The organism is Sphingomonas sp. PP-F2F-G114-C0414 (assembly GCF_003688595.1).
GTDB lineage: Bacteria > Pseudomonadota > Alphaproteobacteria > Sphingomonadales > Sphingomonadaceae > Sphingomonas.
In genome coordinates this window covers 382106-396767 of the sequence record NZ_RCWT01000010.1, presented here as the reverse complement: position 1 = coordinate 396767, position 14662 = coordinate 382106, and the positions used below count along the sequence as shown (strand labels likewise).

The 14662-nt window shown below is 65.7% G+C and carries 14 protein-coding genes; 12 read left to right on the top strand and 2 right to left on the bottom strand.

Annotated elements, in window-relative coordinates:
• Positions 1–46 precede the first annotated feature (46 nt).
• Positions 47–673, bottom strand: a complete 627-nt coding sequence (locus C8J47_RS06790; RefSeq protein WP_121885013.1) for a glutathione S-transferase family protein — start codon at positions 671–673, stop codon at positions 47–49.
• Positions 674–776: 103 nt separating this feature from the next.
• On the opposite strand from C8J47_RS06790, the gene C8J47_RS06785 reads away from it, so the two are divergent.
• Positions 777–2192 (top strand): dihydrolipoyl dehydrogenase, encoded by a 1416-nt coding sequence (locus C8J47_RS06785; protein WP_121885012.1) that lies wholly within the window; start codon positions 777–779, stop codon positions 2190–2192.
• A 193-nt stretch (positions 2193–2385) separates the two neighbouring features.
• On the opposite strand, the gene C8J47_RS06780 is transcribed toward C8J47_RS06785, so the two are convergent.
• Positions 2386–2586: a hypothetical protein gene (locus C8J47_RS06780; RefSeq protein WP_121885011.1), complete on the bottom strand. Its 201-nt coding sequence runs from the start codon at positions 2584–2586 to the stop codon at positions 2386–2388.
• A 108-nt stretch (positions 2587–2694) separates the two neighbouring features.
• On the opposite strand from C8J47_RS06780, the gene paoA reads away from it, so the two are divergent.
• From paoA to C8J47_RS06725, 11 genes are all read left to right on the top strand, one after another.
• On the top strand, positions 2695–3339 hold the full coding sequence (gene paoA, locus C8J47_RS06775; RefSeq protein ID WP_121885010.1) for an aldehyde dehydrogenase iron-sulfur subunit PaoA: 645 nt from the start codon (positions 2695–2697) through the stop codon (positions 3337–3339).
• A complete protein-coding gene (locus C8J47_RS06770; protein ID WP_121885009.1) occupies positions 3336–4286 on the top strand; it encodes a xanthine dehydrogenase family protein subunit M in 951 nt (316 codons plus the stop codon). Before paoA ends, C8J47_RS06770 begins: the two co-directional genes overlap by 4 nt.
• Before the next feature lie 5 nt (positions 4287–4291).
• Complete coding sequence (gene paoC, locus C8J47_RS06765) at positions 4292–6484, top strand: aldehyde oxidoreductase molybdenum-binding subunit PaoC (RefSeq protein WP_121885008.1); 2193 nt, start codon at positions 4292–4294, stop codon at positions 6482–6484.
• Between the two features lie 91 nt (positions 6485–6575).
• Complete coding sequence (locus tag C8J47_RS06760) at positions 6576–7535, top strand: nitronate monooxygenase family protein (RefSeq protein ID WP_121885007.1); 960 nt, start codon at positions 6576–6578, stop codon at positions 7533–7535.
• Positions 7536–7829: 294 nt separating this feature from the next.
• Positions 7830–10637 carry a monovalent cation/H+ antiporter subunit A gene (locus C8J47_RS06755; protein WP_121885006.1) on the top strand — a complete coding sequence of 936 codons (2808 nt, stop codon included), beginning with the start codon at positions 7830–7832 and terminating at the stop codon, positions 10635–10637.
• Positions 10634–10990, top strand: coding sequence for a Na+/H+ antiporter subunit C (locus C8J47_RS06750; RefSeq protein WP_121885005.1), 357 nt, complete (start codon positions 10634–10636; stop codon positions 10988–10990). The genes C8J47_RS06755 and C8J47_RS06750 overlap by 4 nt, the downstream gene beginning before the upstream one ends.
• On the top strand, positions 10987–12513 hold the full coding sequence (locus C8J47_RS06745) for a monovalent cation/H+ antiporter subunit D (RefSeq protein WP_121885004.1): 1527 nt from the start codon (positions 10987–10989) through the stop codon (positions 12511–12513). The genes C8J47_RS06750 and C8J47_RS06745 overlap by 4 nt, the downstream gene beginning before the upstream one ends.
• Positions 12510–13001, top strand: coding sequence for a Na+/H+ antiporter subunit E (locus tag C8J47_RS06740; RefSeq protein WP_121885003.1), 492 nt, complete (start codon positions 12510–12512; stop codon positions 12999–13001). Before C8J47_RS06745 ends, C8J47_RS06740 begins: the two co-directional genes overlap by 4 nt.
• Positions 12998–13267, top strand: coding sequence for a K+/H+ antiporter subunit F (locus tag C8J47_RS06735; RefSeq protein ID WP_121885002.1), 270 nt, complete (start codon positions 12998–13000; stop codon positions 13265–13267). Before C8J47_RS06740 ends, C8J47_RS06735 begins: the two co-directional genes overlap by 4 nt.
• Positions 13264–13692 (top strand): monovalent cation/H(+) antiporter subunit G, encoded by a 429-nt coding sequence (mnhG, locus tag C8J47_RS06730; protein WP_121885001.1) that lies wholly within the window; start codon positions 13264–13266, stop codon positions 13690–13692. The genes C8J47_RS06735 and mnhG overlap by 4 nt, the downstream gene beginning before the upstream one ends.
• A 213-nt stretch (positions 13693–13905) precedes the next feature.
• A complete protein-coding gene (locus tag C8J47_RS06725) occupies positions 13906–14559 on the top strand; it encodes a hypothetical protein (protein WP_259467415.1) in 654 nt (217 codons plus the stop codon).
• The last annotated feature ends 103 nt before the right edge of the window (positions 14560–14662 follow it).

Sequence of the window (14662 nt, the reverse complement as noted above, 5' to 3'; positions counted from 1 at the left end):
TAGGTCCCGACATCCCGGCGAACGGCCTGGATGTCGGGGCCGGAGATCAGCGACGGGCGGGCATCAGCGGGCCGCCGATCTCGGTAGCGGCAACGAAGGCCGGGCGGGCACGGAGCCGATCGAGATACGTCTGGACGGCCGGATGCTCGACGAGCAACCCCGTGCTTTCTGCGATCGCCAGCATATAGCACATCTGGATATCCGCGAGCATCAGCTGCTCGCCCATCAGATACGGGCCGTCGCCGACGCCTGCGCCGATATAGTCGAGCGTCTTGGTCACCTCGGGGCCGGTGAACTTGGTCAGGCCGTCGGGCAGGCCGCCCATCCGCTTCCCGAACATCGTCATCATGATCGGCAGCGCGGCCGAGCTTTCGACATATTGCAACCACTCGTCGTGGATCGCGGCCGCATCGCTGTCGATCGGCGGCGAGAAGCGGCGGTCGCCATAACGCGCGTCGATGTACGACAGGATCGGCGCGCTCTCGGCCAGCGTCAGGTCGCCGTCGACCAGCACCGGTGCCTTGCCGAGCGGGTGGATCGCCTTCAGCGCGGCCGGTGCGCGAAAATTCTCGTCACGCTCGTATTTGACGAGGTCGTATTCGATGCCGAGCTCTTCGAGCAACCACAGCACGCGGATCGAGCGCGAGTAGTTCAAATGGTGGAGCGTTAACATAAGCGTCCTTCGACTAGGAATGTGCTGCACTGCGGAACGGCTGGGTGGCATCGAAGGTTTCCTCGGTCGCGGCCCCCGGAATTCTCCGGCAACGGAGAGCCTTATGACCAAGCTGACCTGCGACGTGGCGATCATCGGTGCCGGGACCGCCGGCCTCGCCGCCGAACGCAGCGCGCGTCGCAACGGCGCCAGCACGCTGCTGATCGACGAAGGCTTTGGCGGCACGACCTGCGCGAGCGTGGGATGCATGCCCTCGAAGCTGTTGATCGCGGCGGGAAATGCGATGCATGCGGTCGAGCAGGCGTCGGTGTTCGGGGTCGAGGCGTCGGGCAAGGTCGATGGCGTCGCAGTGATGGCGCGTGTGCGGAAGGAGCGCGATGCATTCGTCGCGGGCGTCGAAAAGTCGATCGACAAACTGCCCGACGAGGTGAAGATCAAGGCGCGAGCGAAATTTGCAGGTGCGACGATCCTGTCGTTGAGCGACGGCCGCGAGGTCCACGCGAAGTCCGTGGTGATCGCGACCGGATCGAGCCCTGCGATCCCCGAGATGTTCGACGCGGTGCGCGACCGCGTGCTGACCAACGAGAGCATCTTCGAACTGACGGATCTGCCCGAGTCGCTCGGTGTTATCGGTGCGGGCGCGCTGGGGCTCGAGCTTGCACAGGCGATGGCGCGGCTTGGCGTCGAGACGATGGTGTTCGATACCGGCGAGACGATCGGCGGACTGAAGGATACGCATGTCGGCGAGGCGTATCATGCGATCCTTTCGCGCGAGATGCCGATCCTGCTCGGCGTCGAGCTGACGGTCGAGCCCGCCGGCGACGGCGTCAAGCTGGCCTGGACCGGGTCCGCGTCGGGCGAACGACGTTTCGACTATCTGCTCGTCGCGACGGGACGGCCGCCTCAGGTCAAGGATATCGGGCTGGAGACGACGGGCCTTGCGCTCGATGACCACGGCATGCCGGATTTTGACCGCGAGACGATGCAATGCGGCACCGCGCCGATCTTCATCGCCGGCGATGCGGATCATGACCGCGCGGTGCTGCACGAAGCGTCGGCGGAGGGAACGATCGCCGGGCGCAACGCGGCAAGCTATCCCGAGGTGACGCCGGGAAAGCGCACCGTGCCGTTCGCGATCACCTTCACGCACCCCAACGTCGCGGTGATCGGCAAGATCGCGGACGATGGTGATGCCGACAGCGTGATCGGTACGGCGTCGTATGATGACCAAGGCCGGGCGAAGGTCGAGGCGTGCAACGCCGGGGTGGTACGCTTCTATGCGGATCGTCGCGATGGCCGGCTGACCGGTGCGACGATGGCAGGGCCGGCCGTCGAGCACAGCGCGCACCTCATGGCGTGGGCAATTCAGAGCGGCTGGACCGCGACCGAGGTGCTCGACCTGCCGATCTATCATCCGACGTTCGAGGAGGGGATGAAGGGCGCGCTACGCTCGATCTGTAGCGAAGTGCATGCCCCCACCCCGCCGGATCGGGATGACGGGTTCACGCCGGGGACGTGAAGCGAACCCGAGAGAAACGCACACGACCCCTAGAAAAGAGTACCACCCCGGCGAAGGCCGGGGCCCAGTTGGGCGGTGTTGCTAACGGTGGATCGCGATCCGTTATTGCCACCTTTCCAATTGGGCCCCGGCCTTCGCCGGGGTGGCGCTATCGAGGTGGCGCATCGCAATAAGAGGTCGGTCGCTTGGCGTCCTATTCCTCCAGATCAAGATACGCGACGACGTCGTTCTCGGTGGTGAGATACAGCCCCGTCTGGACGTCCTCCTCCTGCTGTGCGGCAATCGCGAGCGCTTCCCCGAGCGGCCCATAGAACAGAGTCGTCGCCGCCCCGCCCTCGCCGCTGTCGTCTAGATGATACAGCCGGACCGACACGCCGGAAGAAATTGTCCGCATTTCAATGCCCTACCCAAACCTCCGTGACGCAAAATTCACGGAACCAAATGCCTAGTAGCGCAACTTTGCCGCGCTTCACCCGTTAGGCCAACATATACAGGGGTTTATATGCATCAGGATGAATGTTTTCCGGTGTCACGCCGTGGCGTGATCGCCGGTGGTGTCGCGTCGGCTACGCTCGCAGCGGCACCCGCCGCGCAGGCTCAAACGCAGGGCACCGCGCAATCGGCACCGCCGACCATGCCGGTGACGCTCAACGTCAACGGCCGCACGACCAAGTTGACCGTCGACACGCGCACCACCTTGCTGGACGCACTGCGCGAAAATTTGAAGCTCACCGGCACCAAGAAGGGCTGCGATCATGGCCAATGCGGTGCGTGCACGGTCATCGTCGAGGGTCGCCGGATCAACAGCTGTCTGACGCTCGCCGTCATGCACGAAGGCGAGGAGATCACGACGATCGAGGGTCTCGGCACGCCTGAGAAACTGCACGCGATGCAGGCGGCATTCGTCAAGCATGACGGCTATCAATGCGGCTATTGCACCCCCGGCCAGATCTGCTCGGCCGTCGCGACGCTCGGCGAGATCAAGGCGGGCATCCCCAGCCATGTCACCGGCGACATCGCTGCAAAGCCCGCGGTCACCACCGACGAGCTGCGCGAGCGGATGAGCGGCAACATCTGCCGCTGCGGCGCTTATGCGAACATCATCGACGCGATCCACGATGTCGCGGGTACGGAGCGCAGCGCATGAAGGCCTTCACCTACGAGCGCGCCACTTCGGCCAAGGAAGCAGCCAGCGCCGCGGTCCGCACGCCGGGTGCGAAGTTCATTGCCGGCGGCACCAACCTGCTCGACCTGATGAAGCTCCAGATCGAAACGCCGCAGCACCTGATCGACGTCAACGGCCTCGGTCTCGATAAGATCACGCCGACCGCTGAGGGCGGGCTGCGCGTCGGCGCGCTCGTCCGCAACACCGACCTCGCCGCCGATGCGCGTGTGCGGAAGGATTACGGCGTGCTCAGCCGCGCGCTGGTGTCCGGTGCTTCCGGCCAGTTGCGCAACAAGGCGACGACCGCAGGCAATCTGCTCCAGCGCACGCGATGCCCGTATTTCTACGACACGACCAAGCCATGTAATAAGCGTCAGCCCGGCAGCGGCTGCGCGGCGATCGGCGGGTTCAACCGCAACTTGGCCGTGATGGGCACGAGCGAGGCGTGTATCGCCACGCACCCGAGCGACATGGCCGTCGCGATGCGCGTGCTCGACGCTACCGTCGAAACGGTGAACGCCGCTGGCCAGACACGCGCGATCCCGATTGCGGACTTTCACCGTCTTCCCGGCGCGACGCCGAACATCGAGACGTCGCTCGCGCCCGGCGAACTGATCACGGCTGTGACGCTGCCCAAGCCGATCGGCGGTACGCACATCTACCAGAAGGTGCGTGACCGAGCGTCCTACGCGTTCGCCCTGATCTCGGTTGCTGCAGTGATCCAGCCGGGTGGACGCGGCCGCCTCGCCTTCGGGGGCCTCGCGCATAAGCCGTGGCGTGTCGAAGCCGCCGAGGCGCAGATGCCGAATGGCGCCAAGGCGACCGCAGCGGCGGTCCTCGCCGGCGCTCGCACCACCTCCCAGAACGCGTTCAAGCTGCCGTTGGTCGAACGCACCATCGGCGCCGTGTTCGAAGACGCAAAGGCCTGATCGCCATGAAGTTCGATACCCCCGCCACGGCGAACCCGACCGATCGCATGAAGGTCCTCGGCAAGCCGCTCGACCGCGTCGACGGCAAGCTGAAGACCACCGGCACCGCGCACTACGCCTATGAGCGCAACGATGTCGCGCCGAACGCCGCCTATGGTTACATTGTCGGCGCGGCGATCGCCAAGGGCCGCATCGAGAGCATCGACACCGCCGACGCAAAGGCTGCCCCTGGCGTGCTCGCGGTCGTCACCTATGAAAACGCCGGCAAGCTCGGCAAGGCGAAGAACCACACCGCACGGATGCTCGCCGGCCCCGAAGTCCAGCATTACGACCAGGCCGTGGCTGTCGTCGTCGCCGAGACGTTCGAGCAGGCGCGCGCCGCGACCAAGCTGCTGCGCGTCAACTACGCGCGGGCCAAGGGCAATTTTGACCTCGCCGCCTCTAAAGCGTCGGCGACCAAGCCGAAAAGCGGCAACCCCGACACCGCCGTCGGCGACTTCGCAGGCGCGTTCGCCAAGGCCGCGGTCCAGGTCGACGAGCGCTACACCACGCCCGATCAAAGCCACATGATGATGGAGCCGCATTCCACCACCGCGGCTTGGAAGGACGGCAAGCTCACGCTCTGGACTTCCAACCAGATGATCGCCTGGGCGGTCAGCGACATGAGCGAGACGCTGCTCCTGCCCAAGGAAAACATCCATGTGATGTCGCCCTATGTCGGCGGCGGGTTCGGGTCGAAGCTGTGGGTCCGCAGTGATGCAGTCATGGCGGCGCTCGGTTCGCGCGCGATCGGCGGGCGTCCGGTGAAGCTCGCACTCGCCCGTCCGCAGGTGATGAACAACACGACTCATCGCCCCGCGACGATCCAGCGACTCCGTATCGGCGCGCAGAAGGACGGCAAGATCACCGCGATCGCGCATGAGAGCTGGTCGGGCGATCTTCCCGGTGGTGGTCCCGAGACCGCGCCAAATGCGACGCGCCTCCTCTACGCCGGCGCCAACCGCATGACCGCGACGCGTCTTGCCGTGCTCGATCTCCCCGAGGGCAACGCGATGCGTGCGCCGGGCGAGGCGGTCGGCCTGCTCGCGCTGGAAGCGGCGATGGACGAACTGGCCGAGAAGCTGAAGATGGACCCGGTCCAGTTGCGGATCGTCAACGACACGCAGGTCGATCCGGAAAAGCCCTCGCGGCAATTCTCGCAACGCGACCTAGTCGGCTGTCTGAAGACCGGCGCCGAACGCTTTGGCTGGAACAAGCGCAACGCCGTCCCCGGGCAAGTTCGCGACGGCCGCTGGCTGGTTGGCATGGGCATGGCGTCCGCATTCCGCGACAACGTCACCATGAAGTCGGGTGCGCGCGTCGGGATCGACAAGAAGGGCGTCGTCACCGTCGCCACCGACATGACCGACATCGGCACGGGCAGCTACACGATCATCGGCCAGACGGTTGCCGAGATGATGGGCGTGCCGATGGACAAGGTTGTCGTCCTGCTCGGCGACAGCAGCTTCCCGGCCTCGTCGGGCTCGGGCGGCCAGTGGGGCGGCAACAGCTCGACCGCCGGCGTCTATGCGGCGTGCATGGCACTGCGCGACTCGGTAGCGCGCAAGCTCGGGTTCAACTCGACCGACGTCGTGTTCGAGGACGGGAAGGTGAAGTCGGGCAACCGCAGCGTCTCGCTCGCCGAGGCCGCAGGCGATGCCGGCATCTCCGCCGAGGACACGATCGAGTTCGGCGATCTGACCAAGACCTATGCGCAGGCCACGTTCGGCGCGCATTTTGTCGAAGTTGGCGTCGACCCGGCGACCGGCGAGATCCGCGTCCGCCGGATGAGCGGTGCGTTCGCCGCGGGCCGTATCCTTAACCCAAAATCGGCGCGTAGCCAAGTGATCGGCGCGATGACGATGGGCGTAGGTGCGGCACTCATGGAAGACGCAATCGTCGACACGCGGTTCGGCTATTTCGTCAACCACGACCTCGCCGAATACCACGTGCCCGCGCACGCCGATATTCCGATGCAGGACGTGTTCTTCATGGACGAACTCGACGAGAAGTCCTCGCCGATGAAGGCCAAGGGCATCGGCGAGCTCGGTCTGTGCGGCGTCGGTGCGGCGATCGCCAACGCGGTCTACAACGCATGCGGCGTCCGCATCCGCGAATACCCGCTGACGCTCGACAAGGTCATCGGCAAGATGGCCTGATACCCTGCCCTCCACCCCGCCGCATTGTAGGCGGGGGTGGAGGGCAAAAGCGGCTCTGGCGCGCGCGAATAGGTTGCGCTAGAAAACCCACATGACCGTACCCGCTATTCTAAAAAACCTGCGCCTGCCCGTCATCGGCTCGCCGCTGTTCATCATTTCCGGCCCCGAGCTGGTGATCGCGCAGTGCAAGGCGGGCATCGTCGGCTCGTTCCCCGCGCTCAATGCGCGCCCGCAGGCGATGCTCGACGAGTGGCTGCACCGGATCACCGAGGAACTTAGCGCGCACAACCGCGCGAATCCGGATCGCCCGGCCGCGCCGTTCGCAGTCAACCAGATCGTCCACAAATCCAACGACCGGCTCGAGAGCGACCTTGAGACGTGCGCGAAGTGGCAGGTGCCGATCGTCATCACCTCGCTCGGCGCGCGCGAGGATCTCAACACCGCGGTGCACGGCTGGGGCGGCATCACACTGCACGACGTGATCGACGACCGGTTCGCGCGGAAAGCGATCGAAAAGGGTGCAGACGGCCTAATCGCAGTCGCAGCCGGTGCGGGTGGCCATGCCGGCCGCCTTTCGCCGTTCGCGATCATCCAGGAGATCCGCCAGTGGTTCGACGGTCCGCTCGCGCTGTCGGGCTCGATCGCGACTGGCGACGCGGTGCTGGCGGCACAGGCGATGGGCGCGGACTTCGGCTATATCGGCTCGCCGTTCATCGCGACTACCGAGGCCAATGCGGACCAGGCGTACAAGGACGGCATCGTCGCGGGCAAAGCGTCCGACATCGTCTATTCGAACCTGTTCACCGGCGTGCATGGCAACTACCTCCGCGCCTCGATCGTCGCTGCGGGCATGGACCCGGACGCGCTGCCAGAAGGTGATCTCAAGACGATGGACTTCGGCGGCGGCAACGGATCGAAGCCCAAGGCGTGGCGCGACATCTGGGGCTCGGGCCAAGGCATCGGCGCAGTCACCGAAATCGAAAGCGTTTCCGACCGGGTCGACCGCCTCGAACGCGAATACCGCGCGGCGCGCGTCCGGATCGGTGTCTGAGCTAGACCAACGTGACGGCGTATTCGCGCGATCGTTCGACCATGAGAAGGTCGATCTGAAAACATGGAGCGCCCGGCAGCGATGGCGATGGCGCACCAAGGGCTGATCCGGCCGCTCATGCGAGAGGTAAGATCGTCTGGGGCTCTCGTACGTGGTGGGGCCTTTCGTTAAGGCCATTCGCGAACGTTCCGGTAAACATCGAGACGGAATTCGGAGATTTCAGCCGGGAACGTCGACCCGATCGCCGCATCGTGCGAAGGATGCGTGCATGGTGCAACGAGGTAGACGGTCGCGATGGTCCTGACGACCCTGGTCCTGTTGCCGTTCGTCGCCGCCATGATCTTGGGCCTTTGCGCGCCAGCGGATCGCGTCGCGCAGATGATGATTGCGGGCGGGGCCAGCGCGGTAGGCCTCGGTCTGTTGCTGGTTGCGGCGCCCACCGTTCTGGCCGGGACGCCGTTGATTGCGCATCTGACATGGGTACCGGCGCTGGGCCTCGATGCGAGCCTCTGGCTCGACCCGCTCGGTCTGTTGTTCGCCGGGCTGATCCTCGGCATCGGTCTGCTGGTTGTCGTTTATGCGCAAGGGTATCTCGCCAAGGGCGAGGCCACCGGACGGTTCCTGTCCTTCCTGATGCTGTTCCAAGGCGCGATGATCGGTATCGCACTGTCGGCCAACGTCCTGCTGCTGCTCGTTTTCTGGGAAATGACCAGCCTGTCGTCGTTCCTGCTGATCGGCTTTTGGCGAGATCGACCCGAGGCGCGGCGAGGTGCGCGGATGGCACTGGCGGTGACGGGCGGCGGCGGGCTGGCGCTGATCGCGGGGCTGCTGTTGCTCGGACAGGCGGCAGGATCGTACGAACTGACGACCATTCTCGCGCGTGCGGACATCGTCCAGGCCTCGCCGCTGTATCCGGCGATCCTCATCCTGATACTGCTCGGCGCGTTTACCAAATCGGCGCAGTTCCCGTTCCACTTCTGGCTACCGCACGCGATGGCCGCGCCGACCCCGGTCAGCGCCTATCTGCATTCCGCGACGATGGTGAAGGCGGGCGTCTTCCTGCTGGCCCGGCTGTGGCCGGTGCTGTCGGGGACCGATCTCTGGTTCTATCTCGTCGCATCGACCGGGCTCGTAACGATGCTGTTCGGCGCCGCCGTGGCGCTGTTCCGGTGCGATCTGAAGGCGATCCTGGCTTATTCGACGATCAGCCAATTGGGGCTGATGGTCATGCTGCTCGGGTTCGGCACACCCGCCGCAGCCACCGCGGCGGTCTTCCACATCCTCAACCACGCGGCGTTCAAGGCGGCACTGTTCATGAACGCCGGAATCGTCGATCACCAGACCGGCACGCGCGATATCCGACGGCTTGGTGGCCTCGCTGCGCTGATGCCGATCACCGCCACACTCGGCACGCTCGCTGCCGCGTCGATGGCCGGACTGCCCCCGCTCGGCGGTTTCATCTCGAAGGAGATGATGCTCGATCAGAGCACGTATGCTGTCCTGGCAGGCCAGTCCTGGCTGGTACCGATCCTGGCGACGCTCGCCGCGATCCTGTCGGTCGCGTATTCACTCCGTTACGCGATCGGTCTTTTCTTCGGACGGACGCGCGCTGGTGAAGCGAGCACGCCGCACGATCCGGGTATCGCCATGCTCGCGCCGTCAGTCGTGCTGGTCGTGATCGCGATCGCGCTTGGGCTGATCCCCATGACGATCGCGGGGCCTCTGGTCGCCGCCGCCACCGGTTCGGTCGTCGGCGGCCGCTCGCCCGACCTGCATCTCGCACTATGGCATGGTTTCAATCCGGCCTTCGGTCTGAGCGTGGTCGCGATCGTCGGTGGCGCGCTCGTGCTATGGCGGCGGGCGCCGGTGACCGATTGGCTGGCCACCCGATCCGCGCCCGATGCGAAGCGGATGTTCGACGCGGCGATGGGGTCAGTACTCGACCGCACGCGCCGACTTTCTAGCGTCGTCCATGCCGCGTCGCTCCAGCGCTACCTGTTCGTCCTGTTCGCAATCGCGATCGTGCTGGCGACAGGGGCAAGCCTGACGAGCGGCGGCGTATATACCGGATCGCGTCCACGCATCCCGGCATCGGCCGTTGCGATCGTCGCTTGGCTGGGCCTGATCGTTGCGACTGCAGCGGTCGTCGTCGTGCAGCGCCATCGTTATCTTGCCTTGCTGTTCCTAGGCGTCGTCGGGCTCGTCATCGCGCTGGCGTTCGTCCACCTGTCCGCGCCCGATCTCGCGCTGACGCAGATCGCGGTCGAGGTCGTCACGATCCTGCTCATGCTCCTGGCGCTCACTGTGTTGCCCAAGTCGCCACCCACGCTATCGAGCATTCCTCGGCGAGCCCGGGACGCGCTCCTCGGCGTGATCGCGGGCGTCGCAACCGGCTGGCTGGCCTGGGCGGTGATGACGCGTCCGGCGGTGGCGACGGTGTCGGCGTTCCACTGGGCGAACAGCTATGCGGGTGCCGGCGGCAGGAACGTCGTGAACGTCACGCTGGTCGACTTCCGCGCTTTCGACACGTTGGGCGAGATCATCGTGCTGGGGATCGCCGGGCTCGCGATCTACGCGCTGCTGGAACCGGCGGTGCGTGTGCGGGTACCGCAGTCGAAAATGCCGCATTCTCCCGATCGACATCCGATGATGCTGGCGACGGCCGCCCGCGCGTTGCTGCCGCTGGCGCTGCTGGTAGGCCTGCATATATTCCTGCGCGGCCATAATGCGCCGGGTGGCGGGTTCGTCGCTGCGCTGATCTTTTCGATCGCGATCTTCCTGCAGCACCTAGCGTCCGGGGGCGGTTCGACCGGCGAACGGCGGTCCGGTGTCGACCATGTCTTGATCGCGGTCGGTATCGTGCTCGCCACCGCGACCGGTCTCGGATCGCTCGTCTTCGATGCGCCGTTCCTGTCGAGCAGCTTCGGGTATGTCCATCTACCGCTGATCGGCGAGGTCGAGCTGGCGACCGCCACGCTGTTCGACGCCGGCGTCGCCAGCGTCGTAGTCGGCGCCGTGATGATGATACTGGCGCAACTTAGCCATTTAACCCAGCGTGTCGCGCGCATCGGTGCGGATTCAGAAGGGCAGGCGATACCATGAGCCTCGAATTCCTGATCGCCAGCGCCATCGCCGTGCTGACCGCAGGCGGGGTGTATCTGTCGCTGCGAGGGCGGACGTTCCAGGTCGTGCTCGGGCTGACCTTGCTGTCGCACGCCGTGAACCTCTTCCTGTTCGCGACCGGCCGGCTCGTCGTCGATCGACCGCCTCTGTACGCGAGTGGGGTGACCGATCACGCCGATCCCCTGCCCCAGGCGCTGGTGCTGACCGCGATCGTCATCGCGTTCGGCATGACCGCGCTGGCCGTCATTCTCTCGCTTCGCAGTTTTCTTGAAAGTGGATCGGATCAGGTCGACGGTCTGGCGGACCCCGACGGCGGTGAGGGTGAGCCATGACGCTTGCCGATCAGTTGCTAATAGCGCCCGTGGTGATCCCGGCGGTGCTTGCCCCGCTGACGCTGTTGGCGATGCCCCGTCGGCGGGCTTTGGCGGTCGGTCTGTCGCTGGCCGGCTGTGTAGCCATGCTCGCGGCAGCGGTCGCACTGTTCGGGCTAGTGCAGGACAACGCGATCCGCAGTTACGCGGTCGGCGGCTGGCCGGCGCCGTTCGGGATCGTCCTGGTGCTCGACCGGCTTTCTGCGGCAATGCTGGTGCTGTCGTCGGCATTGGCGCTTATCGTCCTGCTGCATGCGACGCTTACCGCCGCCGATCGGCAGGGTTCGCATTTCCATCCGCTCTTCCATTTCCAGCTGCTCGGGCTGAACGGCGCGTTCCTGACGGGCGATCTCTTCAACCTGTTCGTGTTCTTCGAAGTCCTGCTGATCGCGTCCTACGGCCTGATGCTCCACGGCCACGGCGCGGCGCGGCTGAAGGCGGCGGTCGGCTATGTCGTCGTCAACATCGTCGGTTCCGCGCTGTTCCTGATCGCGCTCGGGGTGCTGTACGGCGTGACCGGGACGCTCAACATGGCTGACCTCGCGCGCCGCATTGCGGTATCGGGAGCAGCGGACGAGGGCTTGCTGCGGATCGCCGGCGTGCTGCTGATGACCGTCTTCGCGCTCAAGGCGGCGATCGTCCCGCTGCATCTCTGGTTGCCGCGGACCTACGTCGCGACGATGCCGGTGGTAGCGGCGCTGTTCGCGATTCTGACGAAGGTCGGGGTCTATGCGATGATCCGGATCGTATCGTTGCTCTTCGGCGAGGGCGCAGGCGCGTTGGCGTGGATGCCGTCGCCCTGGCTCTTCCCCGCCGCCGTGATGACCGCCGTTATCGGCTTTGCCGGGGTGTTCGTGGGGCAGGCGATGCGCGAACAGGCAGCGTTCGCGCTGGTCGGATCGACGGGGACGCTGGTGCTCGCAGTCTCCTGCTGGAGCCAGGCGACGATGGCGGCGGCGCTCTTCTATCTGGTTCACGCGACGCTGGCCGGTGCTGCGCTGTTCCTGGTCGCCGACGTGACCATGCGTCGCCGTGGCCGATATGACGACGCAGCGGTGCCCAGCCCCCGCTTTGCGGGCCAACAGGCGACCGGTCTGCTGTTCCTCGCGTCGTCGATTGCCGCGGTCGGATGGCCGCCGCTGTCGGGCTTCATTGGCAAGCTGTTCATCCTCCAGACTACCGCCACGACCCCCAACTGGATGGTTCTGTGGGCAACAATCCTCGGTACGACGTTGATCGGGGTCGTCGGCTTCGCCCGCACCGGCAGCATCCTCTTCTGGAAAGCGTCGCCAATCGGCACAGACCCGATCGATAGTCCGAACCGATCCAACGCGGACCTGATCGCCCCCACGATCCTGATCGGACTGCTAGCCGCCCTGACCATCGGCGCCGGCTGGGCGACCGCGCAAGCCCAGGCGACCGCCGCGCAGATCTTCGCGCCGCAGCGCTATATCGCCGCCGTCCTCGGCAGCATCCCGCGATGATCCGGTGGCTCCTGCCCCACCCTGCCCTCTCGGCGACGTTGCTGATCGTCTGGCTGCTGCTGGCGAACAGCGTCACTAGCGGCGACCTCGTCCTTGGCGCGATGGTCTCGCTCATCCTGCCAAAGGTCACCGCGCCGTTCTGGCCCGATCGCCCTCGCCTGCGGTTCGGCGGTACGTTGGTCGCGTTTCTCGCGGTCGTGCTGTTCGACATCGTGGCCGCCAATTTCCATATCGCGCGCGTGATCCTGTTCCGGCGCGACCGCGATCTGCGCGCGCGCTGGCTCGTCATCCCGATCGAGCTCACGACGCCCGAGGCGATCACGGTGCTCGCGGCGACGATCAGCCTGACCCCGGGAACGGTCTCGTCCGACGTGTCCGCTGATGGTCGCGCACTGCTGGTCCACGCGCTCGACGTCGAGGACGAAACGGCGGAGATCGCGCGCATCAAGCAGCGGTACGAAGCGCGGTTGCTGAGGATATTCGCATGATCGCAGTCGCGCCTTACATCGCCGCGATCGCCATAGCGCTCGCGCTGCTGTGCAACGGATGGCGACTGTTCCGCGGCCCGGCGATCGGCGATCGTATCCTCGCGCTCGACACGATGGTCATCAACGTCATCGCGCTGATCCTCCTGATCGGCATGATCGGTGGCTCCAGCCCGTATTTCGAGGCGGCGTTGGTGCTCGCGATGGTCGGGTTCGTCAGCACCGTCGCCTATTGCAAGTTCCTCCTTCGCGGGGACATCGTCGAATGATCGATGCTTTCGCCTATCTCGTGGCCGGGCTGACCCTGCTCGGGGCCGCGTTCCTGCTGCTCGGCAGCTGGGGGCTGGTCCGGTTGCCGTCGACGATGGAGCGGCTGCATGGACCGACGATGGCGACGACGCTCGGCGTCGGATCGTTGGTGCTCGCCTCGATGCTGCGGACCCGGCTGCAAACCGGGACGTGGAGCACGCACGAACTGCTGATCGTGTTGTTCCTGTTCATCACCACACCCGTCTCCGCGAACATGATCGCGAAGGTTCATCTCCACCGTCAGCGCATGGCCGACATCATCGAGCCGGCCGGGATCGCTGGGGAGCCGCCAAACCCGGACGAGGGCGATTGGGCGACGTTCGAAGCGCCGAAGCCGAGCATCGCAACGTCGACGGCTGACCTTAAACGGCTATCCGGCGATTGAGCGCTTGGCGTCCGGTCGGTTAAGGGTGTTCCGCGCGCAGCAAAAGCCGCCGCGAAGGAGAGGACAAGCCCGACCATGCCAAGTTTGACGCCGTGGATATCTGTTCCGCTGTTCGCGCTGGCGGCGTGCGGGGCATCCTCCGATCGATCCGACGATTTGCCGCAGAACACGCCTGACGCAGCGCGGAATCAAGCAAGTGACGAAACCGTCGCGGTGCGGCAGTCAACGCCCTCCCCCTCCCCCTCGACGATCGGCAATTCGATCTCGCCCGAGACGTCTTCGCCAAAGGCTCTGACGAAGACGTCGTGTCTTGCCGATATCGGTGCTGCCGCCGCCGCGCGTCGCGTGGCGATCTGTCGCGACGTCTCGCCGGCGACGCACCCGCCCTGCAATGCCGCCAACAGCTGCGCGATGATCGAGGACGAGATCGCGCGCAGTTGTGCGCTGTTCGACGGCAAAGGCGCGCCGATGCAGGGATGCGGGCCTGCGCCTAAGAGTGCGGAGGCGGCGGCAGCGGTGGTTCGGCGGTACTATGCCGCTGTCGACGCGCGCGATTTCGACACTGCGTGGCGGCAATGGGGTAGCGACGGTCGTCCGGGACAGACTTTCGCAGCGTTCGCGGCGGGTTTCGCGCATACCCGCACGACCAAGGTCGTCATCGGCGCGCTCCAACCTGGCGATGCCGGGGCGGGATCGATCTATCAGCCGGTCCCCGTCACGGTCGAGTCCACGCTGGACGACGGGTCTCGCCAGCGTTTTAGCGGCACGTACGTCGTTCGCCGCGTCAACGACGTCGACCGCGCGACGGCCGACCAGTTGCGGTGGCATCTCGACTCCGGTCAGCTCAAGCCGGTTCCACTGGGATAGCGCCAAGGCGCTACGATGGCGCATACGAAGGCGCACGCATGTCCTAACCGCTGAAACACCTGCCGCATCACAGGCGATACGCGTACCGCCCGATAGTCGGACG

What these genes read in the sequence shown, in the direction of transcription:
- C8J47_RS06790 (WP_121885013.1), bottom strand. Translation starts at nt 673, where the DNA reads ATGTTAACGCTCCACCATTTGAACTACTCGCGCTCGATCCGCGTGCTG.
- C8J47_RS06785 (WP_121885012.1), top strand. Translation starts at nt 777, where the DNA reads ATGACCAAGCTGACCTGCGACGTGGCGATCATCGGTGCCGGGACCGCC.
- C8J47_RS06780 (WP_121885011.1), bottom strand. Translation starts at nt 2,586, where the DNA reads ATGCGGACAATTTCTTCCGGCGTGTCGGTCCGGCTGTATCATCTAGAC.
- paoA (WP_121885010.1), top strand. Translation starts at nt 2,695, where the DNA reads ATGCATCAGGATGAATGTTTTCCGGTGTCACGCCGTGGCGTGATCGCC.
- C8J47_RS06770 (WP_121885009.1), top strand. Translation starts at nt 3,336, where the DNA reads ATGAAGGCCTTCACCTACGAGCGCGCCACTTCGGCCAAGGAAGCAGCC.
- paoC (WP_121885008.1), top strand. Translation starts at nt 4,292, where the DNA reads ATGAAGTTCGATACCCCCGCCACGGCGAACCCGACCGATCGCATGAAG.
- C8J47_RS06760 (WP_121885007.1), top strand. Translation starts at nt 6,576, where the DNA reads ATGACCGTACCCGCTATTCTAAAAAACCTGCGCCTGCCCGTCATCGGC.
- C8J47_RS06755 (WP_121885006.1), top strand. Translation starts at nt 7,830, where the DNA reads ATGGTCCTGACGACCCTGGTCCTGTTGCCGTTCGTCGCCGCCATGATC.
- C8J47_RS06750 (WP_121885005.1), top strand. Translation starts at nt 10,634, where the DNA reads ATGAGCCTCGAATTCCTGATCGCCAGCGCCATCGCCGTGCTGACCGCA.
- C8J47_RS06745 (WP_121885004.1), top strand. Translation starts at nt 10,987, where the DNA reads ATGACGCTTGCCGATCAGTTGCTAATAGCGCCCGTGGTGATCCCGGCG.
- C8J47_RS06740 (WP_121885003.1), top strand. Translation starts at nt 12,510, where the DNA reads ATGATCCGGTGGCTCCTGCCCCACCCTGCCCTCTCGGCGACGTTGCTG.
- C8J47_RS06735 (WP_121885002.1), top strand. Translation starts at nt 12,998, where the DNA reads ATGATCGCAGTCGCGCCTTACATCGCCGCGATCGCCATAGCGCTCGCG.
- mnhG (WP_121885001.1), top strand. Translation starts at nt 13,264, where the DNA reads ATGATCGATGCTTTCGCCTATCTCGTGGCCGGGCTGACCCTGCTCGGG.